This window comes from Halomonas sp. ISL-56, from assembly GCF_018612805.1.
Taxonomy (GTDB): domain Bacteria; phylum Pseudomonadota; class Gammaproteobacteria; order Pseudomonadales; family Halomonadaceae; genus Vreelandella.
The window spans coordinates 148,358-167,051 of record NZ_JAGGRO010000003.1; the positions used below are offsets into that span (position 1 = coordinate 148,358).

Sequence of the window (18,694 nt, forward strand, 5' to 3'; positions counted from 1 at the left end):
TTTCGTTGATGGGTATGAAAGCTGCGCCTAAGTAGATATGCGATACTAGGCGCTATAAGCCACCTACTGTTGGGATACTAAATGCACCCCACCGACACTGATGCTGACGACCCGCAGTTGCCAGGAAAAGATCGTAACTTTGTGACCGCGCTAGCGCGCGGTTTAGAATTGCTGCGCGCCTTTGGCACGGGTGAAGAGTATTTAGGCAATGCCGAGCTCTCCAATCGTACCAATATCCCCCGCCCGACTGTCTCACGGTTGACCTACACCCTTACCCAGCTTGGCTATTTGCAGCACAACACGCATTTAGAGAAGTATCGCCTAGGCCCCGGCGTTTTGGCGTTGGGGTACCGCTTTCTCGCCAATATGGGCATTCGTGAAATTGCCCGCCCGCACCTGCAGAAATTCGCCGATGCCACCGACTGCAACGTTAGTTTAGGCGGCGCTGACCGCAGCGATATGGTCTATCTTGAAACTTGTCACGGCCATGGCCCACTCATCATTCGCCTGGACACCGGTTCACGACTACCAATCGTCACCTCCGCCATTGGTCGCGCCTGGCTATGCGGCTTGTCCGATGAGCGGCGTCAGCAGGTGCTTCAGGAATTGGCCAGTGAGTACGGTGACGACTGGCCTCAATATGAAGCGGGCATTCAACAGAGCCTTAAAGACTATGCGCAGTATGGTTTTTGCCTTTCAGAACAGGATTGGCAGCGCGATATTAGTGCGGTAGCCATGCCACTAATTTTGGAAGATGGCGCCGAGGTCATGGCCATCAACTGCGGTGGCTCCAGCCTACGTTTGGATCATGACCGCTTGGTCAACAATCTAGGCCCAAGGCTCAAAGACGTTGCTAACCAGATTAAGCAAGAGTTGGCACCCAGGAGCCATTCTGCTCAATAGCTTAGACCTAGGAGGTCTTTAACTAACGCCCGTTTGAATGCATCATAGGCTGCTTAACAAGCGCATCGATACCAAGAGCGCCAAGGAGCTAGGATGCCAAGCGAATGGATAGCGCGTCACGATCAAACAGTAGCGCTGCACGGCGAGTGGACGCTTGCCCATTATCGCGATATTAAATCAGCGCTTGCCCAGAGTGATATTGGCCAAGTAACACATGAAACTGTTTCCTTAGACGCGATCACTCGGCTAGATACAGCGGGTGCCGTACTGATTATTGAACTGATTGGTGTTGAAAAAGCCACATCGGTCGCCGAATGGGCAGCAGAACTGCCGAAAGAGCAGCAAGCGTTACTGATCCGCATTGCTGAGGCCATGAACGCGCCGCTCGACGTAGCTCAACCCTCCCACTCAAGGATTAATCAAGCACTTGCCAGCGTTGGTCTGCAAATGGTGGGGCTTTGGTCTCAACAGCGCCAACTGCTTGCGTTTATTGGCTTGGTCATTGCTACCCTCTTCTATCTGGCATTGCGGCCTCGCCGCTGGCGCTTAACGGCCACTGTCGCCCACATTCAGCAGAGCGGCCTTAATGCGGTACCTATCGTCGCCCTTCTTACCTTTATGGTGGGTGCCGTCGTCGCCTTCCTTGGGGCCACTGTGTTGCAAGACTTTGGCGCGACGATTTATACCATAGATCTTGTAGCGTTCTCATTCTTACGCGAGTTCGGCGTTCTGCTGGCCGCGATTCTATTAGCGGGGCGAACCGCCAGCGCCTTTACCGCTCAAATTGGCGCCATGAAATCCAACGAAGAGATCGATGCCCTCCAGGCTCAAGGGCTAGACCCTATCGAGCTTTTGGTGCTTCCACGGGTAATGGCGATGTTAATTAGCCTGCCCATGCTCGCCTTTGTGGGGATGCTCAGCGGCTTGGCCGGTGGCGCTATGGTCACTTCCCTGTCACTGGATATTTCACTTACCCAGTTTATGATCACGCTGCAAAAAGACGTGTCGGTGACGCATTTTTTGGTAGGACTTAGCAAAGCACCGGTGTTTGCCTTTGTGATCGCCGTTATTGGTTGTCTTGAAGGTTTTAAGGTCAGCGGCAGTGCGCAGTCGGTGGGAGAACACACCACGTCAAGCGTCGTTCAGTCGATTTTTATGGTGATTCTGATCGATGCGGTCGCCGCGCTGTTCTTTATGGAGATGGGCTGGTGAGCGATTCAGATAAACCAATCAAGCAAACCACTCAACCGGTCATTAAGGTGAGGGGACTGATTAACCGTTTCGGCTCCGTTGTCGTTCACGACAATTTGGATCTAACCCTTAACCGCGGGGAAATTCTCGGCGTTGTAGGTGGTTCAGGTACCGGTAAATCAGTGCTTTTGCGCAGTATCGTTGGTTTGAAGCGCCCCAATGGCGGCACGGTCGAGGTACTTGGCCATACGCTTAATGAGCTAAACGACAAACAGCGCAGTCAAATAGAGCGGCGTTTTGGTGTGCTGTTTCAGCGCGGAGCCCTGTTTAGTTCGCTGAACCTGCAAGAAAATATTGCCTTAACGCTGATTGAGCATGCCAAGCTACCCCGCGAAGATGCTGAACATCTGGCCAGAATAAAGCTTTCGCTGGTCGGTTTACCACCTCAGGCTGCGCTGCAGTTTCCTGAATCGCTATCTGGCGGCATGGTTAAACGCGCGGCGCTAGCCCGGGCTTTAGCCCTTGATCCCGACATTCTATTTCTTGATGAACCCACGGCGGGACTTGACCCGATCGGCGCAGCAGCCTTCGATCAGTTGCTGGTCACGCTTCGCGATGCGCTGGGTTTCAGCGTTTTTCTGGTCACCCACGACCTGGATACACTTTACGCCGCCTGCGACCGGGTAGCCGTACTCTCGCAGCAGCATGTGTTGGTGGTGGATACCATCGACAAGGTTGCGGAAACCAATGATGAATGGGTTCAAGATTACTTTCACGGGCCGCGTGGTCGAGCCGCGCAAAGTGCTAATACTGCCTCTTCAACGAATGCTTACAGACAGGAGTGAGGTTAGATGGAAACCCGCGCGCATCACGTGTTAATCGGTTTATTCACGCTGGGCACCGCCGCTGCGGCACTGCTGTTTGCGCTATGGATGAGCTATGCAGCAGGCGAACGTAGCTATCAGCCTTACCGTATTCTATTTGAGCGCAGCGTTAGCGGTTTATCTGTCGGCAGCCGTGTGCAATATAACGGTATTGAGGTGGGGGACGTCACCGAGCTCAACCTCAATCCTGACGATCCTCGGCAAGTGATTGCCAATATTCGCGTCTACGATGACGCGCCAATTAAAACAGACACCCGAGCAAAGCTCGCCTTTGCTAGCATCACCGGGAGCATGTCCGTTCAGCTCCACGGGGGTACCCCTGAAGCCCCACTACTCATTGACCAATCCGATACCGAAGCGCCGTTTATAAACGCAGATCCTTCGCCCATCGCCACGCTGTTTGATGAGGGCGAAGATATGATCGAAAACATCAATTCAATTCTGCAAAACGTTAACGAACTGTTTGATGAAAATAACCGTGAACAGGCAGGCAGTATTTTAACCAATATTGCTCAGATCACTGAAATGATTGCTATCCAGCAGGATGCTCTAGACCAAAATATGGCGCTTTTCGGCGAGGCGACTCGCCAGGCCACGACTACGCTTAGCAGCATCGATGCACTTAGCCAGGAAGCAACGCAGTTGCTGCGTCAGGATGGCCAAATAGTGATGCAGCGCGCTGCCGATGCGAGCAGCGATGTGGCACGTGCGGCACAGCGCATCGAGCAGTTAGTGGAGACTAACGCTGGGGCCATCGAAGGCAGCTTAAAGGGTGCGCAAGATATTGCCCCGGCGCTCGCGTCCCTGCGCTCCACGCTCGCAACACTGGATCGTATCACCCGTCAGCTAGAGGAGAGCCCAACAGACTTTTTCCTCGGCCGTGATCAGGTAGAGGAGTTCCGCCCATGAGTTTTCGCCCCGCCTTCATTATTCTAATCAGTGCTGCACTGCTATTCAGTGCTGGTTGTTCGATACTCCCCGAAAGCGAACCAGCCACGCTTTACCGTTTGCCTGCGAGCGACTTGCCATCTGCGGTTATCACTTCTAATAGCACCAGCCAGCGCTTGGGTATTGCCAACCCAGAAGCAGGGCATCTGCTCCATAGCAACCGGATTGTGGTATACCCCGAGCGTAATGTGGTCAATGTGTACGAGGGTGCCCGCTGGCATGAAGATGCCCCCAATCTCATCAAAGCGCGTTTGATTGCAGGGATACAGCAGAGCCAGCTATTTGCCGGTGTAGGTAGTGACCGCTTGCCGCACGATCTGCTGCTGCTCAGTGAACTGCGCCATTTCCAAAGCGATTATGTGACCAATCCGCCCACGGTTAAGGTACAGCTGGATGTTCAACTGGTCAGCCCTCAAAACCGAATGCCACTTGCGGCCAACAATTTCAGCACTAGCGCGCAAGCGAAAAGCGTCGATATTACCGATGTGGTGGATGCATTTGGCAGCGCTAGTGACGAGCTGACCGAGCAACTAGCAGCCTGGTTAGCGCAGCAGACTGATGTGATAGAGCGCTAAAACCACTCTATTGGTTAGTTAATTTTTTCGCATACTCCCGCGGGTCGCGGGGGTAATAGCGCTCTGGCTGTTTTTCCAGGTGGGTAAAGTAGCGCGTATCTTTATAGGGCATTTTCATAAAGCCGGAGACGCCCAAGCCTTCAATTTGGTTTACCGAGGCCAGAATACTCGCCAACAGCGTGCGAAATGCATGCTCCTTGGCAGGATCAAGTAAACGGTAATAGCTATGAATTTTAAGATGCTGGGGTAACGCTTCAAAAATGATCATACCGGTGTGGTGAATATCATTGAGCTGCTGCAGCACATGCATTATCGATTCAGGCAGCACCAACAGCTCTTCAGGGTCGGGCCCATCTTCAAAATAGCTGTGTTGGCGGGTGCGATCCTCAAGCTCCGGCACCGCGCTTAGCTCATAGCTGATCGCCATATTCGGCTCGCTGACAAAGGCGTCATCCACTGAAGCACGCTCTAAGTGCAGTGTTTGGCGGGCATTAAACAGGCAGCTTTTAAATACCCCTTGGCGATGAATCGCCCGGGCCAGGTGCACCATATTATTAACCGCCTCGATAAAGGCAGGCTTGAGCGCCGGGTCGTGCAAGTTTAACGACGAGTCAATATATACCCCTTCCCGCTCCCAGCGAACCGCCAGGCCGCCCACCACCGGATATTTCCCCAGTCGGCTTACCGACGCCAAAAAGGCTTTTTCGGTTTCCCCCATCCCCTGCATAAACTGCTTGTAGTAGCGGTCTAACTGCACGTCATTGACGTCATTCAGGGTTTCCTGGACATTCGCCTCACGCAGAAAGGCTTTGCGTGAGCTATATACGACTGTATCAATCTCCTGCTCAGCAGGTCGCCCCCAGACCGGCACTAAGGGCACTTGTACCCCAGAAGGCAAATCAATCATCACTACCCTGGCCATACGTGGCATGGCCTTGACGAAGTAGTCACCCGCTCTGCGCCTTATCTGAGGGTCTGGATCAAGCATGCCATCCAAGGTGCGGGCGAACTCCATAGGCAGGCCCAGTGACGTGGCAGGTATGGCGCGATGACCAAAGCGGCAGGACTGCGCCGACGCCAGCGCATATAAGGTACCCGCGGCCCCCTGCTCATCAAATCGCGGCGACGACAGTGCACCGTTTAACTGCTCTTCGCCGATAAAATAAACATCGCCCAGGCGGGCATTGGTCTGCTGCAGATTATCGGACATCAGCTCCATCACATTGGCGCCCACAAACTGCAACTGCGCATCTAGCTGAGCAAATACCGATGAGCCCCAGTCGATTAGCGCAATAGATTCGTGTTCGCTGTCATACACTAAGTTTGAAGGCTTGATATCACCATGCACGACTGGACGAGCCTGGGGCCCCGACTCACGCCTAAGAGCGGCCAGAATATCAGCCAGCTGGGCGGCGATACGCACGATTAGCCGAGGCGATAAGCGCCCCTGCTTAAGCGATACCTGCTCTAAATTCCAGCCGGGAGCACGCTCCATGACTAAAATGGATTGGCCCCGGGAGCGCTGGTAGGCGATCAGGCCAGGTATGCGCGGGTGCGATACCTGATCGAGCATAAACGCCTCCTCTTCGAGGCGCTCCTGTAAATGGGTAGGTAGGGTAATGCGCGAGAACTTAAACACGTAGTGGGCGGTAGCGCCATGGTGGACGGTGCTTCCGGCAAATACAAAGCCGTAAGCGCCCTTGCCAATTAACTCGATGCCTTGATAACCCAACTGGGTGAGCTGCGCCTGACACAGCGCCACCCAGTCTTTCAGCTTGCGGGCATCGTGATGACTCAGCAGGTAGACCGACTGCTCTTCGGGTATATAGAACTGCTGAAGCGGCGCCTGAGAGATCATTTAGTTTCCAAGGGCTTTTTCAAGGGCTTTTTCAAGGGCTATGCCAAATGGAGCAGCATGCTGTCCGGCGCCTCTAGAAAGCCTTTCCAGGTATTGCAAAAGCGTGCGATGGTGCCGCCGTCGATAAAGCGATGATCGCCCGCCCAGGTGATCGTCATGATAGCGCGCCTCTGCACAGCACCTTGTTCATCAAAGCGTGGCAGCCACTGGGTTTTACCAATCGCCACAATGGCCGCTTCCGGGGCATTAATGATCGGCGCAGCGTAGGTACCGCCCAGCGCGCCAATATTAGAAATGCTGATGGTGCCGCCTTTCAGATCCGCCTGATCAACTCGCCCTTCCCGTGCCAACGTGGTTAATCGCCCGACCTCTCGGGCAATCTCTAGCAGCGTTAAGCGCTCAACGTTTTTAACATTGGGCACCATCAAGCCCGCTTTGCTATCCACCGCCATGCCAATATTACACTGTGGGTAGTAGAGCAGTTCATTGCCCGCCGCATTTAGCTGGGCGTTAACGATAGGCTCTTTCGCTACCGCTAATGCCATGGCTTTCATAAAGAACGGCATAAGCGTCAGCCGCTCGCCCTGGGCCTCGGCCAATGGCTTTAGGCGTTCCCGCAGCGCCAGCAGTGCGGTCACGTCGATCTCTTCGCCATAGTGGAAATGGGGAATCGTGCTCGCCGCTTCCACCATGCGTTTGGCCATCACCGCGCGTATGCCGCGCAGTGGTTCTACCCTGGGCGCGCTGTCTTCGGCTTGGCGTTTATTCGCTGCTTGGCTGGATGGAATCGTTGCTTGCGAAGCTTGATCAAGATGCGTTAGCACATCCTCTTTCAGCACCCGACCATCTTTACCACTACCCGCGATCTCCGTGAGCTGCAAAGAGTGTTCACGCACTAGGCGCCTAACGGCGGGGCTGGCGGGAACCTTGTCATATATTAGGCCAGCATCCGCAGTGTCTTTAGCGGTGGGCAGTTCTGCCTCCCTCTCATTCGGCTTTTCACTGGCAGCCGATTCTTCAGCTTCTGACGCGGCCTGGCTCTCCCCCTCTACCCGGTAGGCATAAAGCGGCGCATGCACTTTGGCAATTTGCCCCTGGGCCACATACAGCTTGGTCACAACACCGGTTTCAGGTGCGGTAATCTCGACTAGCGCCTTGTCGGTCATGACTTCAACGATAGGCTGGTCTTCTTCAATGTGATCGCCCTCAGCGACGCGCCACTCGACTACTTCGCACTCGACAATGCCTTCGCCAATATCCGGCAGTAAAAAATCGCTCATTGTTTTTCTCCCCATACGAACTTAGGCATTAATAGCCTCTAAAAGTTGACGCTTTCGCGAATCGCTTCAAAAATCTTCAGGTGATCAGGCAGATACTCTTTTTCCAGCACCAACGGAAAAGGCGTATCCAGCCCCGTCACCCGGGCAATGGGCGATTCCAGGTAGAGAAAACAACGCTCTTGAATAGTGGCCGCAATTTCACCGGCAAAGCCGCCGGTTAAGGGGGCTTCATGGCTCACCACCAGCCGACCGGTTTTCAGCACCGACTCAGCCACCGTATCCGCATCCCAGGGCAGCAGCGAGCGCAGGTCGATCACTTCACAGGCAATGCCCTGCTCTTCGGCTAACTCAACCGCTTTGTCGATCACCTCCATCTGGGCGCCCCATCCCACCACGGTGATATCCGTGCCCTCTTTGGTGATTTCAGCTTCACCAATGGGGAGCTGGTAATCCTCTTCGGGCACCTCGCCTACCGCAGCGCGGTAGAGGCGTTTGGGCTCCAGAAACAGCACCGGATCCGGGTCGCGAATAGCGGCGAGCAGCAGCCCTTTGGCCTGATAGGGGTTGCGTGGCACTACAACTTTCAGGCCCGGCGTATGGGTAAAATAGGCCTCTGGGGATTGGGAGTGATAAAGGCCGCCAGCAATACCGCCACCGTATGGGGTACGAATAGTCAGCCCACCGACATTAAACAGATCCCCGGAGCGATAGCGAAATTTGGCGGTTTCATTAACGATTTGGTCAAAGGCCGGAAAGATATAGTCGGCGAATTGAATCTCAGCCACGGGCACCGAACCTTGCGCCGCCAAGCCATTGGCAAAACCGATAATGCCCTGCTCAACCAGCGGTGTATTAAAACAGCGCGCTTTGCCGTACTTCTCTTGCAAGTGACTGGTGGCCCGAAATACGCCACCAAAAATACCCACGTCTTCCCCGAAGCAGATAACTTTTTCATCCTCTGCCATGGCGATATCCAGCGCGTTATTGATCGCCTGGAGCATATTCATTGTGGCCATGTTACGCCTCTCCCTGGGAATCAGTGTCGGTACCTACATCCAAGTCCAACGACTTTGCACCACGGGGATAAGCCTCGGGGTAGCGACGTATATGACGTTTTAACTGATCGAATTGGCGCTGCAGCGCGGGGGTGATATCGGCATACACATCGCTGATCAGGCTATCAAGCGGCGGTGAAGAACGTTTTTCAGCCCGTTTCATGGTTTCCAGTACTTCACGACGGAGGGTTTCCTGCTGGGACGCCTCCTCCTCTTCGCTCCACCACTGCTTTTTCAACAACCATTTTTGCAGCCGCAGCAGTGGATCTTTCGCGCGCCACACCTCCTCCTCATCTTTCGAACGATAGCCAGAAGGATCGTCGGAAGATGAGTGCGCGGCAAGGCGATAGCTCATGGCCTCAATCAATACCGGCTGATTTTGCTCAACGGCAATTTTGCGTGCCTGGCGGGTCGCTTCATAGACTGCCAGTACGTCGTTACCGTCTACCCGAATCACGTGCATATGGTAGCCAAAGGCGCGCGGGGCGATACCATCCGCTGCAAACTGCTCGGAAGAGGGTGTAGAAATGGCGTAGCCATTGTTACGGCAGAAAAAAATCACCGGCACTTGGTGTACCGAGGCCATATTCAGCGCGGCGTGAAAATCACCCTCGGAGGCCGCGCCTTCACCAAAAAAGGTTAACGTGCAGTGGCCTTGACCTGCGAGCTTTTGCCCATAGGCATACCCGGTCGCCTGGGGAATTTGGGTAGCCAAGGGAGACGAGATGGTCATGTAGTGCAGCTTACGCGACCCATAGTGGATCGGCATTTGGCGGCCTTTGCCGTAGTCGAGCTCGTTGCCAAACAGCTGATTCATAAATTCGTCGATGGAGAAGCCGCGATACATCAAAGCGCCCTGCTCGCGGTACTGCGCCATAATCATATCGGCGTCATTAAGCGCGGCGGTGGCGCCCACCACAGCGGCTTCTTCGCCGGTACACTGCATGTAAAAGCTCAACCGCCCCTGGCGCTGAGCCGCCATCATGCGTTCATCAAGAATACGCGTGGCCAGCATCGCCTGATAGATACGTCTGGCGTGATCACGTTCAAGCTTAGGCTCAACGGCGCCGCTATGCAGTTCACCTTCGGGGTTAAGCAGGCTAAAGGTGGGAATCGAAAATTCATCGCCGGTCATGAAGTCCGGCTGGTGTACGTACTGTGTCATCATTATTGTCCTTGTTTTACCCCTTTTGAGGGCAGTGTTGTTGGTATTGACCGTTTATGCCAGTGGATTTATCTGTCATAAGCCAACGCAACATCTAGCTACCACAACGCATAGGACAATAACGCAACACAAGGACTTTAGGGATGCTACTTAAGACGCAGAGACGTTAAAACACGAAGACGTTAAAACACGAAGATTAGCAATCAGAGATACGCGAATGTAGTTGACGCTGCAGCAGTTCAAACAGGCTATCGATCGTCACAGCCAACAGTGCAATGGACAGCGCCCCCTGAACCACATAGGCCATATTGCCATTGACGATGCCGGAGATAATCGGGTCGCCGAGGTTACTGGCGCCTACGGTCGCGCCGAGCGCTGCGGTAGCAATATTAATCGTCACCGACGTACGGATGCCCGCAAAAATGACCGGTGCTGCCAGCGGCAGTTCGACTTGGCGTAGGATTTGCGCTGGCGTCATGCCCATGGCATGGGCAGCCATTTTAATATCGCCCTCCACTCCCTGCAGACCGGCAAGGGTATTGCGCACGATGGGCAGTAGCCCGTAGAGCATTAAGGCGACAATAATAGGTAAGGTGCCAAAACCCAGCACGGGTACCGCCAGCGCTAAAACAGCCACTGGCGGAAACGTTTGTCCCAGCGATGCCAGTTGGGCCACAAGCGGTAGAAAATCACTGCCCCACCTGCGGGTAACCGCTATGCCAGCGGCTACGCCCACAATAATGGTCACGACCGCGGCGATACCGACCACGAAAAGATGACGGCCTAGCAGAACATAAAACTCGGCGCGGTCGTAAATAACGTGGCGTGCTTCGGGCTCTATCCAGCGAAACAGCGGTTCAGCAGCAGACATGCCCATAATGCTAATCAGTAGCAACGCACCCCACAGCAATGGCCACAGCCATTGCGGGGCTTTTTTGTGGGGCTGGGCAACGCTTAGGGAGTTACTCACGGGGGTTTCCATTATCCAGTTGAGCCTCCTTGATAATTCTACGCAACGACAGCTCGCCGACCGGCACATCGTGCTGGTCGACGACGGTCAGCCGGTCGGTATGGTCGCGCAGCATCATCGAGAGCGCCTGACGCAGTGAGAATACCCCAGAGATGCGCGAATGCGCTGGCAAGGTAGGCCCCATGGAGGTCATGTGATCTTTCACCCGAGTTAACGCCGCTTGTTTAAGCCCCCTTTCCAGACCACCCAACAGGGACTCGACAAACGGGTCGGCGGGGTTTTGTAGGAGCGCCAGCGGGGAACCTTGCTGCACGATTCGACCTTCACGCATCACGACTAAGTGATCCGCCAGCTTAAGCGCTTCATCCATATCGTGGGTCACAAATACCACGGTTTTGTGCAACCGCGCCTGTATCTTGGCCAGCTCATCCTGCAGCTTTTCACGGGTGATAGGATCAAGCGCACCGAAGGGTTCATCCATCAACAGAATATCCGGGTCTGCCGCCAAGGCACGCGCGACCCCCACCCGCTGCGCCTGCCCGCCGGAAAGCTGATGGGGATATTTATGCGCTAACTCATCAACCGGCAAACCCAGTAAATGCATTAACTCCGCCACCCGCGACTGGACATCGGCTGCTGACCACTTCAATAACCGCGGCACCAGGCCAATGTTGCGCGCAACGTTCCAGTGAGGAAAAAGCCCGGTGTGTTGAATCACATAGCCAATGCGACGGCGCAGCTTCACCGGGTCATAGGCGTCAATCGCCTGCCCATCAAGGATGATGTCGCCTTCACTGTGCTCAATTAAGCGATTTATCATGCGTAGCGTGGTCGATTTACCACAGCCCGAGGTACCCACCAAGGCGCAGAATTTACCCTTCGGCACCCTTAGAGAAATATCGTCCACCGCGGTTTCATCTCCAAACCGCTTGGATACATGGGACAGCTCAATCATCTTATTCCTCCGGGGCGCAGCGCTTCTGCCAAGGCACCTAAGCCCGCATCCACCACCAGAGCCAGCATTAAAATCGGCAGTGCGCCAAGTAACACCATATCCATGGCGGCCTGACCTAAGCCTTGAAAAATAAAGGTGCCCAGCCCGCCTGCACCGATCAGGGCGGCAACAGCGGTGAGCCCAATCGCCTGGACAGTGGTAATCCGCACCCCTTCCAACAGCACCGGCAACGCCAGCGGCAAGCGTACCTGCCAAAACCGCTGTCCGGCGCGCATGCCCATTCCTTTGGCGGCTTCGAGGGTATCGGGACTCACTTGTTCAAGCGCAGTATAGGTATTGCGTACAATGGGTAGCAGACTGTAGGCGATCAATGCGATTAAGGCAGGCGTTGTGCCAATACCGCTAACGCCAAGTTGGCCTAACCCAGGCACGTTGGCGGCAAGCCAGGCCAGCGGCGCCAGTAGTAGTCCGAATAGCGCCAGGCTGGGAATCGTCTGGAGAAAATTGAGTAGCGCAAAAGTACCTTTTTGTAGCCGGGCATAGCGGCGCATCAACATGGCGAGCGCCATCCCAAGCACAATACTGACGCTAACGGCGAGGCCTACCAGCTTAATGTGCTGGACGACGGCGTTCAGAAATTGTTGATCACGCGCTCTAAACTCTTGAACGAGCGCGAGTGTCCCAAGTCCAAAAGCCGCGCATAGCCACCACACCAGCGCGACACCACATAGCAACAGCGTGGGCCATATTCGCGCAAGGTTTAAACGCAAACGTAGTTCTACTAAGCACAGCAGCAGTACAAAAAGCACGACCCAATACGCCGCGCCTAAGCCTAGACGCGCCTGAGGCAGCTCAGGATCAATCAATAAGTAGCTGCTCGCCATCAACCCCACCGGCATCAGCGCCAGTATGACCACTACCGCCGCGAGTAGTGCCCGGTAGTGGCGATGGCTCGGTTGCCAAGCGAGAATACCGATGCAAGAAAGTAGCAGGGTCACCAATAGCGCGCCGGGCCAGCCAAAAGCCTCCAGTGCGCCATGCCCCGTGCCCAACACAATCCGATTGGGGGCCATGCTAACCACGTCAAAAGCCCAAAATGCGGCCAGCATGATACAGCTAAAGCTAACGAGCACAATGTTAGGGTGCCGCCCCTCCCAACGAAGACGCGGGGTAGGCAGTGCATCCATTAACGACATTAATTAGTTATCCCGAGCATTAGCGTTAATTTATAAGATTACCAGGCATTAATCATTAAGCGTATCGAGGTAGTCGCTAGCCACTTGGGATGGCGACAGCCCGTTAACAGCGACGTCGGCATTGAGCGTTTGCAGGGTGACTAAATCGAGAGTGGTAAACACCTCATTGAGCAGCGCTTCAATTTCTGGGTACGTTTCCAGTACGCTTTCACGCACTACGGGAGCAGGCTGATACACTGGCTGCACACCCTTAGTGTCTTCCAGTACCACCAACCCCAGCGCATTTAAGCCACCGTCCGTGCCGTAGGTCATGGCGCCATTAACACCACTGGTCTGCTGGGCGGCGGCCTGCATAGTAGCGGCGGTATTGCCACCGGAGAGCACCAACAGTTGATCGTTGCTGAGCTCAAAACCGTAGGCTTCCTGGAACGCGGGCAGTGCTTGGGCAGACTCGACAAATTCAGCACTTGCAGCAAATTTGAATTCACCGCCATCGGCCAAGTAGGCGGCGAGATCGTCTAGGCTCACCAGCTCATTTTCAGTGGCGACATCTTCCCGGATGCTCATTGCCCAGGTGTTATTCGCACTGGCAGGCTGCAGCCATATCAAGCCTTGCTTCGCATCACGATCACGTACGGTTTCATAAGCCTTATCAGCATTATTCCATACCGGGCTATCGGCCATATCGAAAAAGAACGCACCATTACCGGTGTATTCTGGGTAAAGGTCGATCTCACCGGCTTCTAAAGCCGTGCGGACAACGCTAGTGCCGCCCAGCTGTAAACGGTTTTCCGTGGCAATATCGTGGCGTTCTAGGGTTTGAATAATCAGCTCACCCAATACCGAACCTTCCGTGTCGATTTTGGATGACACTACGACAGGCTCATTGGCACTGGCCTGAGAAAAAGCAGCAACGGATAGGGTGCAAGCAGTGAGCAGGGACTTGGCGGTAAAAGCATTCGCTGAAAAGCGCATCTTGGAGTTCCTTTTGAAGTAGGCTTTTTAACACTGAGGCTCTTAACCAGTATAAGAGCCTTCAGCTTTTACACTATAAGAGCCTTCAGCTTTTTCACTACAAAAGCCTTCAACGTTCAGGGAGCCTCAAACACCCAAGACGTACCTTCCCGGGAGTCTTTCAAAATAATTCCCATTGCAGCAAGCTCATCACGGATCGCGTCCGCCTGGGCAAAATCCTTATTGGCTTTAGCCGCTACACGATGAGCAATTTTGGCTTCGATCTCGCTCTCCGTTAGCGGCATCCCCTGCTGCTGGGTGCCTTTTAAGAACGTTTGCGGCGTTTGCTGAAGGAGCCCCAAAATAGCGCCTAGCCGCTTTAACTCGCCCGCGAGCTTAGCCGCTTCATCAGGCTGCTCCTGTTTAGCGCGGTTAACCTCCCGAGCAAGCTCAAACATCACCGCCAGGGCTTCGGGAGTATTGAAGTCATCGTCCATTACCTGGGTAAAGCGCTCACGGTAAGCCGATGCGTCACCGCTCACATCATTTGAAGCGCTTAGTTCAAGACCTTCCAGCGACGTATACAGCCTAGTTAGTGATTTTCTAGCCTCCGTCAGTGAGTCAACCGAGTAGTTAATCGGGCTACGATAATGGCTGGCGACCAGCAGAAAACGCACCACTTCCGGGTCGTGCTCGGCCAGCACGTCCCGAATGGTGAAGAAGTTGCCCAAAGACTTGGACATCTTCTCCTGGTTGACCCGCACGGCGCCTGCGTGCATCCAGGTGTTGACGTAAGTCTTCCCCGTAGCCGCCTCTGATTGAGCGATCTCATTTTCATGGTGTGGAAAGGTTAAATCTGGCCCGCCACCATGAATATCGAAGGTGTCGCCCAAGCAGCAGGTCGACATTGCTGAGCACTCAATGTGCCAGCCTGGACGCCCGTCCCCCCAGGGGGACGACCAGTGCGCCTCCCCTGGTTTAGCCGCTTTCCAGAGCACAAAATCGAGCGGGTCTTCTTTATGCGCATCAACATCGACCCGGCTTCCTGCACGCATATCGTCGAGCTGACGATTATTGAGTTTGCCGTAATCAGCAAATTTACGAACCCGGTAGTAGACGTCGCCGTTATCTGCCGCGTAGGCAAAACCTTTCTCAATCAGCGTTTCAATCATCGCTACAATATCGTCGATATGGCCGGTAGCGCGGGGCTCATGACTGGGCGGCAAAACAAACAGGCGCTGCTCGTCTTCGTGCATGGCATCGATCATGCGCTCAGTCAGCGCAGTGATACTTTCACCATTCTCGTCGGCGCGCTTGAGGATCTTGTCGTCAATATCGGTAATGTTGCGCACGTAGTTCACGTCATAGCCGCGCTCTCGAAAATAACGAGTGATAACGTCAAAGGCGACCATGACCCGGGCGTGCCCCAGGTGGCAGTAGTCATACACCGTCATGCCGCAGACATACATGCTCACTTTTCCCGCCACTAACGGGGTGAAAGGTTCTTTGCGACGCGTCAGCGTATTGTAAATATGCATATGACGTTTTCCTTAACCCTTCTGTTTGATTTTCGCCCAGCTATCTTTTAAGCCTACGGTACGGTTAAACACCAAATGCTCTGGCGTTGTGTCATGGCGATCCGCACAGAAGTAACCGACGCGCTCGAACTGGAAGCGCGACTCCGGCGTTGCCTCGGCAAGACTTGGCTCACCGATGGCCTGGCAGACCACCAAAGACTGCGGATTCAGGTGCTCCAGAAAGTCGACGTCTTTATCGCGATCAGGCTGTTCAACGGTGAACAGGTTGTCGTACAGACGCACCTCCATCGGCACGCCGTGGCTAGCGCTAACCCAGTGAATAACGCCTTTGACCTTACGCCCTTCGGGGTTCTTACCCAAGGTATCGAAATCCACCGAGCAGTGCAGTTCGCTGATTTCGCCGGCAGCGTCTTTGATCACTTCGTCACAGCGAATCACGTAGCTGTTGCGCAGGCGTACTTCTTTACCTGGGGCCAGGCGGAAGAACTTTTTGGGCGCGTCTTCCATAAAGTCGTCTTGATCAATATACAGCTCGCGGCTAAACGGCACTTTACGCATGGTCATATCGTCGCGGGCGGGGTGCCCCGGCACTTCGTACACCTCTTCGTGGTCTTCCGGCACGTTAGTGAGCACTACTTTCAGTGGTTTTAAAACACACATGGCGCGCGGGGCATTGTCTTCAAGATCCGAGCGAATCGCATGAGTCAACATGGCGATATCTACCAGGCCACCGTCGGCGCGAGTAACCCCAATCATCTCGCAGAACTTGCGAATTGACGCTGGCGTGTAGCCACGGCGACGCATGCCGGAGATCGTTGGCATACGCGGATCATCCCAACCATTTACGATTTGCTCGTCAACCAGCAGCTTCAACTTACGCTTGGAAGTCAGGGTGTAATCGAGATTCAGCCGCGCGAACTCAATTTGGCGCGGTTTCGCAGGTACCGGTAAATTATTTAAAAACCACTCATAGAGTGGGCGGTGATCTTCAAACTCCAGAGTGCAGATGGAATGGGTAATCCCCTCAATGGCATCGGACTGACCATGGGTAAAGTCGTAAGAGGGGTAAATTTTCCACTTATCACCGGTTTGGTGATGGCTGGCGTGGCGAATGCGATAGATAATCGGGTCGCGTAAATTGATATTGGGTGAGGCCATATCAATCTTCGCGCGCACCACTTTTTTGCTTTCACCAAACTCACCTTCACGCATGCGCGCCAGCAAATCCAGGTTCTCTTCGACGCTGCGCTCACGGTAGGGGCTGGGCTTACCCGGCGCCGTCAGGGTGCCGCGATACTCACGGATTTCATCCGGTGACAGGTCGTCGACATAAGCTTTGCCTTCACGCATTAAGTGCTGCGCCCAGGCGTAGAGCTGATCGAAGTAGTCGGAGGCAAAGCGCACCGGCCCTGTCCATTCAAAGCCTAGCCAACTGACGTCTTCTTTGATCGCATCAATGTAAGCCTGCTCTTCCTTGGCCGGGTTGGTGTCGTCAAAACGTAGATGACACTCGCCACCCAGTTGCTCCGCCAACCCGAAATTTAGACAGATCGACTTCGCATGGCCGATATGCAGGAAGCCATTGGGCTCCGGGGGGAAGCGCGTCACGATTTTAGTGACCTGGCCGCCCTCGATTTCGTCGCGTACTTGGTTGCGAATGAAGTTCGGCGCTGGGGTGGTCTCGTTGGTCATGATGGTGTTGATAACCTCGTGGTGAATGGCGTACTGAGCCGTGAAGACATGCTGTGAAAACGCTGTAAAAACATAGGATACGCCTATGGCCCTTCGCGGTGCAGGGCAAAACCGCTATTATAGCGTGACGCCGATGCACAGCGCCAAGGCGAACGCCTTTATTGAACAGGAATTTATCTATGATCGTATTACAGACCAACCATGGTGACATCACCATCGCCCTTAACCACGAGAAAGCGCCGATTAGCGCAGCGAATTTTGAGCAGTATGTTCGCGACGGATTTTACGACGGCACCCTGTTTCACCGGGTAATTGACGGTTTTATGGTGCAAGGCGGCGGTTTCGATAAAGACTTCGAGCAAAAACCGACCCGCGACCCTATCGACAACGAAGCCGATAACGGCTTGAAAAACACCATTGGCACGCTGGCAATGGCTCGCACCCAAGACCCACACTCGGCGACTGCCCAGTTTTTTATCAATGTGGGCGATAATAGTTTTCTTGATCACAGCGGTAAAAGTTTGCAGGGCTGGGGCTATGCGGTATTTGGCGAAGTCGTTGACGGCATGGATGTGGTCAACGAAATTAAAAATGTAGCGACGACCCGCCGCGGCATGCACGCCGACGTACCCTCTGAAGATGTCATTATCGAGCGCGCGTACGTTAAAGACGCGGAATAACGCGGGGAGCCTTATGCGCACACTGCTTGTTGCCGATCTTCATCTGAGTAGCGATACCCCAGCGATCAACCAGGGGTTTTATCGTTATTTGGAGCACACCGCTCCAGGAGCCGACGCGCTGTATATTCTGGGTGATCTTTTTGATGCCTGGATTGGCGATGATCTACTCGACGCCAATACGCACCCACTTTGCGGCGTTGCCCAAGAGGTTATCAAGCGTTTACGCAAGCTTAGCAGCGATGGCACCGCCGTATACTTAATGCATGGCAATCGTGATTTTCTGCTCGGCGAGCGCTTTATTAATGCCTGTCAGGCCTTTCTACTGCCGGATATTGAGGAAGTGGAGATTCAGGGCGTACCGGTTGTGCTATTGCACGGCGACAGCATGTGTACTCGGGATGAAGCCTATATGGCTTTTCGCCAGCAGTCGCGTAACCCTGAATGGCAGTCACAGATGCTGGCGCTACCTTTGGAGCAGCGCGTAGCGCTTGCCCAGAGTTTGCGCGCGCAATCGGGCGAAGCTAACGCTAATAAGACTGAAGCGATCATGGATGTCACTCATCAGGAGGTCATCCATGTCATGGAGCGCCACGGCGTGTCCACCATGATTCATGGCCATACCCACCGTCCCCACGTCCATGACTTAACGGTAGAAGATGTGCCGGCTAAACGTTATGTGCTGGGCGACTGGGATGCCCAGCATGGCTGGGATATTATTATCGAGCGCAGTGACCACACGGCGCCTCGACTGCGTCAGTTTTCATTAACGCAGTTGCCTGATGCCTAAGAGTGCTTTAAGCGTTAACCCTTTACGCATTAAAAAGCCGATCGTGAGATCGGCTTTTTTGTC

17 protein-coding genes are annotated in these 18,694 nt (G+C 54.3%); 7 read left to right on the forward strand and 10 right to left on the reverse strand.

The window, feature by feature from the left end; translation table 11 throughout:
* Nucleotides 1–81: 81 nt before the first annotated feature.
* The 5 genes from J7J49_RS01815 to J7J49_RS01835 all read left to right on the forward strand — a co-directional run bounded on the left by J7J49_RS01815 (nt 82) and on the right by J7J49_RS01835 (nt 4,501).
* Entirely contained in the window at nt 82–903 is an 822-nt protein-coding gene (locus J7J49_RS01815) for an IclR family transcriptional regulator (protein WP_064233724.1), read from the forward strand.
* Between the two features lie 93 nt (nt 904–996).
* On the forward strand, nt 997–2,115 hold the full coding sequence (locus tag J7J49_RS01820; RefSeq protein WP_215089777.1) for an MlaE family ABC transporter permease: 1,119 nt from the start codon (nt 997–999) through the stop codon (nt 2,113–2,115).
* The gene (locus J7J49_RS01825) at nt 2,112–2,939 is read left to right on the forward strand and encodes an ABC transporter ATP-binding protein (RefSeq protein WP_064233729.1); all 828 of its coding nucleotides are present in this window, start codon (nt 2,112–2,114) and stop codon (nt 2,937–2,939) included. The genes J7J49_RS01820 and J7J49_RS01825 overlap by 4 nt, the downstream gene beginning before the upstream one ends.
* 6 nt (nt 2,940–2,945) lie before the next feature.
* Nucleotides 2,946–3,887, forward strand: a complete 942-nt coding sequence (locus J7J49_RS01830; RefSeq protein ID WP_215089779.1) for an MlaD family protein — start codon at nt 2,946–2,948, stop codon at nt 3,885–3,887.
* Nucleotides 3,884–4,501 carry an ABC-type transport auxiliary lipoprotein family protein gene (locus J7J49_RS01835; RefSeq protein WP_215089781.1) on the forward strand — a complete coding sequence of 206 codons (618 nt, stop codon included), beginning with the start codon at nt 3,884–3,886 and terminating at the stop codon, nt 4,499–4,501. Before J7J49_RS01830 ends, J7J49_RS01835 begins: the two co-directional genes overlap by 4 nt.
* Before the next feature lie 7 nt (nt 4,502–4,508).
* Here J7J49_RS01835 and J7J49_RS01840 read toward each other — a convergent pair whose 3' ends face one another.
* From J7J49_RS01840 to J7J49_RS01885, 10 genes are all read right to left on the reverse strand, one after another.
* Complete coding sequence (locus tag J7J49_RS01840; RefSeq protein WP_215089842.1) at nt 4,509–6,356, reverse strand: protein kinase domain-containing protein; 1,848 nt, start codon at nt 6,354–6,356, stop codon at nt 4,509–4,511.
* Nucleotides 6,357–6,397: 41 nt separating this feature from the next.
* Nucleotides 6,398–7,639, reverse strand: a complete 1,242-nt coding sequence (locus tag J7J49_RS01845) for a 2-oxo acid dehydrogenase subunit E2 (RefSeq protein WP_215089783.1) — start codon at nt 7,637–7,639, stop codon at nt 6,398–6,400.
* 38 nt (nt 7,640–7,677) lie between these two features.
* The gene (locus J7J49_RS01850) at nt 7,678–8,655 is read right to left on the reverse strand and encodes an alpha-ketoacid dehydrogenase subunit beta (RefSeq protein WP_215089785.1); all 978 of its coding nucleotides are present in this window, start codon (nt 8,653–8,655) and stop codon (nt 7,678–7,680) included.
* Between the two features lies 1 nt (nt 8,656).
* Nucleotides 8,657–9,859, reverse strand: a complete 1,203-nt coding sequence (locus tag J7J49_RS01855; protein WP_215089843.1) for a thiamine pyrophosphate-dependent dehydrogenase E1 component subunit alpha — start codon at nt 9,857–9,859, stop codon at nt 8,657–8,659.
* Nucleotides 9,860–10,055: 196 nt separating this feature from the next.
* Entirely contained in the window at nt 10,056–10,841 is a 786-nt protein-coding gene (locus J7J49_RS01860) for an ABC transporter permease (protein WP_215089787.1), read from the reverse strand.
* Nucleotides 10,822–11,784 carry an ABC transporter ATP-binding protein gene (locus tag J7J49_RS01865; RefSeq protein ID WP_215089789.1) on the reverse strand — a complete coding sequence of 321 codons (963 nt, stop codon included), beginning with the start codon at nt 11,782–11,784 and terminating at the stop codon, nt 10,822–10,824. Before J7J49_RS01865 ends, J7J49_RS01860 begins: the two co-directional genes overlap by 20 nt.
* Complete coding sequence (locus J7J49_RS01870) at nt 11,781–12,980, reverse strand: ABC transporter permease (protein ID WP_215089791.1); 1,200 nt, start codon at nt 12,978–12,980, stop codon at nt 11,781–11,783. Before J7J49_RS01870 ends, J7J49_RS01865 begins: the two co-directional genes overlap by 4 nt.
* 48 nt (nt 12,981–13,028) lie before the next feature.
* On the reverse strand, nt 13,029–13,955 hold the full coding sequence (gene osmF, locus J7J49_RS01875; RefSeq protein WP_064233746.1) for a glycine betaine ABC transporter substrate-binding protein OsmF: 927 nt from the start codon (nt 13,953–13,955) through the stop codon (nt 13,029–13,031).
* Between the two features lie 116 nt (nt 13,956–14,071).
* Complete coding sequence (gene cysS, locus J7J49_RS01880; RefSeq protein ID WP_215089793.1) at nt 14,072–15,472, reverse strand: cysteine--tRNA ligase; 1,401 nt, start codon at nt 15,470–15,472, stop codon at nt 14,072–14,074.
* A gap of 12 nt (nt 15,473–15,484) precedes the next feature.
* Nucleotides 15,485–17,164 (reverse strand): glutamine--tRNA ligase/YqeY domain fusion protein, encoded by a 1,680-nt coding sequence (locus tag J7J49_RS01885; protein ID WP_215089795.1) that lies wholly within the window; start codon nt 17,162–17,164, stop codon nt 15,485–15,487.
* 179 nt (nt 17,165–17,343) lie between these two features.
* On the opposite strand from J7J49_RS01885, the gene J7J49_RS01890 reads away from it, so the two are divergent.
* Nucleotides 17,344–17,844, forward strand: coding sequence for a peptidylprolyl isomerase (locus tag J7J49_RS01890; RefSeq protein WP_064233753.1), 501 nt, complete (start codon nt 17,344–17,346; stop codon nt 17,842–17,844).
* 13 nt (nt 17,845–17,857) lie between these two features.
* A complete protein-coding gene (locus J7J49_RS01895; protein WP_064233755.1) occupies nt 17,858–18,631 on the forward strand; it encodes a UDP-2,3-diacylglucosamine diphosphatase in 774 nt (257 codons plus the stop codon).
* Nucleotides 18,632–18,694: the final 63 nt, after the last annotated feature.

Coding starts and splice junctions, on each gene's coding strand:
- J7J49_RS01815 (WP_064233724.1), top strand. CDS start 82: ATGCACCCCACCGACACTGATGCTGACGACCCGCAGTTGCCAGGAAAA.
- J7J49_RS01820 (WP_215089777.1), top strand. CDS start 997: ATGCCAAGCGAATGGATAGCGCGTCACGATCAAACAGTAGCGCTGCAC.
- J7J49_RS01830 (WP_215089779.1), top strand. CDS start 2,946: ATGGAAACCCGCGCGCATCACGTGTTAATCGGTTTATTCACGCTGGGC.
- J7J49_RS01835 (WP_215089781.1), top strand. CDS start 3,884: ATGAGTTTTCGCCCCGCCTTCATTATTCTAATCAGTGCTGCACTGCTA.
- J7J49_RS01845 (WP_215089783.1), bottom strand. CDS start 7,639: ATGAGCGATTTTTTACTGCCGGATATTGGCGAAGGCATTGTCGAGTGC.
- J7J49_RS01850 (WP_215089785.1), bottom strand. CDS start 8,655: ATGGCCACAATGAATATGCTCCAGGCGATCAATAACGCGCTGGATATC.
- J7J49_RS01855 (WP_215089843.1), bottom strand. CDS start 9,859: ATGACACAGTACGTACACCAGCCGGACTTCATGACCGGCGATGAATTT.
- J7J49_RS01860 (WP_215089787.1), bottom strand. CDS start 10,841: ATGGAAACCCCCGTGAGTAACTCCCTAAGCGTTGCCCAGCCCCACAAA.
- J7J49_RS01865 (WP_215089789.1), bottom strand. CDS start 11,784: ATGATTGAGCTGTCCCATGTATCCAAGCGGTTTGGAGATGAAACCGCG.
- J7J49_RS01870 (WP_215089791.1), bottom strand. CDS start 12,980: ATGTCGTTAATGGATGCACTGCCTACCCCGCGTCTTCGTTGGGAGGGG.
- osmF (WP_064233746.1), bottom strand. CDS start 13,955: ATGCGCTTTTCAGCGAATGCTTTTACCGCCAAGTCCCTGCTCACTGCT.
- cysS (WP_215089793.1), bottom strand. CDS start 15,472: ATGCATATTTACAATACGCTGACGCGTCGCAAAGAACCTTTCACCCCG.
- J7J49_RS01885 (WP_215089795.1), bottom strand. CDS start 17,164: ATGACCAACGAGACCACCCCAGCGCCGAACTTCATTCGCAACCAAGTA.
- J7J49_RS01890 (WP_064233753.1), top strand. CDS start 17,344: ATGATCGTATTACAGACCAACCATGGTGACATCACCATCGCCCTTAAC.
- J7J49_RS01895 (WP_064233755.1), top strand. CDS start 17,858: ATGCGCACACTGCTTGTTGCCGATCTTCATCTGAGTAGCGATACCCCA.